Here is a 1,035-nt window from a genome sequence, read left to right on the forward strand (position 1 = left end):
GAGCGCCCCGTGCCGCCACGCCCACACGCCCGCCGCAAGCCCGAGCGCGCCGGAGGCGGCGTGGGCGACGCCGACCCAGCCGCGCCTGCGCATCAGCAGCCAGCCGCCGAGCAGGACGGTGACGCTCAGGACCGCGAAGGCGGGCCACAGCCCGCTCATGGTCGCCAAGTTCATCGCCCCGCGCTCACGGAACGGTCTCGTCGACCGGCGGGCGTATGCGCGGCCGTGTCGCGAGTTCCGGCGGCAGCCCGGCGAGTTCCGCCCGCCCGCGCGCGTATTCGTTGACCAGCGTGTAGCCGACGCCCAGCAGCACCGGGCCCAGGAAGACGCCGAGCAGCCCGAACGCGAGCACCCCGCCCAGCACGCCGAGGACCACGAGGACGAAGGGCAGCTGCGCACCGCGGGCGATGAACAGCGGCCGGATGATATGATCCGCGCCGGTCACCGCCAGGATGCCGTAGGCGCCGAGGAACACGCCGGCGCCGATATGGCCGATCTTCATCAGCCACAGGGCGGAGGGGATCCACACCAGCGGCGCGCCGATCGGCAGCACGGCGAGGAAGCTCGCCACCGCGCCCAGCAGCACCGGGCGCGGCACCCCGGCCGCCCACAGGCCGATCGCCGTCAGGATGCCCTGGATAACCGCCGTGCCGAGGATGCCGTAGACGGTGCCGCGGACCGTGGCGCCGGTCACGGCCACCAGCCGGTCCGCCTGCGGCCCCGCGATGCGCGCCAGCACGGCCCGCAGCCGGGCCGCGATCGGCTCGCCGTAGGTGTAGAAGAAAAAGGCGATGAACAGCGCGAAGCCGAAGCCGACGACGCCGTTGGCGATGCCGAGGACAAGGCTGAAGCCCGCCTCCGCGATCATCCCGAAATAGGGGCGCACCGCCGCGAACAGCTCCGACAGGTCGGCGGCCCAGCGATTCCACAACGCCCCCGCCGGCGGCCCGATCAGCGGCACGTCGAACACCCAGTTCGGCGCCGCCGGCAGGCCGGCATGCAGCGCGTCCTGCACCACGTGACGCAGATGCGCGA

1 protein-coding gene is annotated in these 1,035 nt (G+C 73.4%); it reads right to left on the bottom strand.

The features are described 5' to 3' along the window. Positions 1–184 precede the first annotated feature (184 nt). Positions 185–1,035 (bottom strand): AI-2E family transporter (locus B8460_RS18695; RefSeq protein WP_048863135.1); only part of this gene is annotated, 851 nt, incomplete at its 5' end.

Source organism: Acidisphaera rubrifaciens HS-AP3 (assembly GCF_000964365.1).
GTDB classification, from domain to species: Bacteria; Pseudomonadota; Alphaproteobacteria; order Acetobacterales; family Acetobacteraceae; genus Acidisphaera; species Acidisphaera rubrifaciens.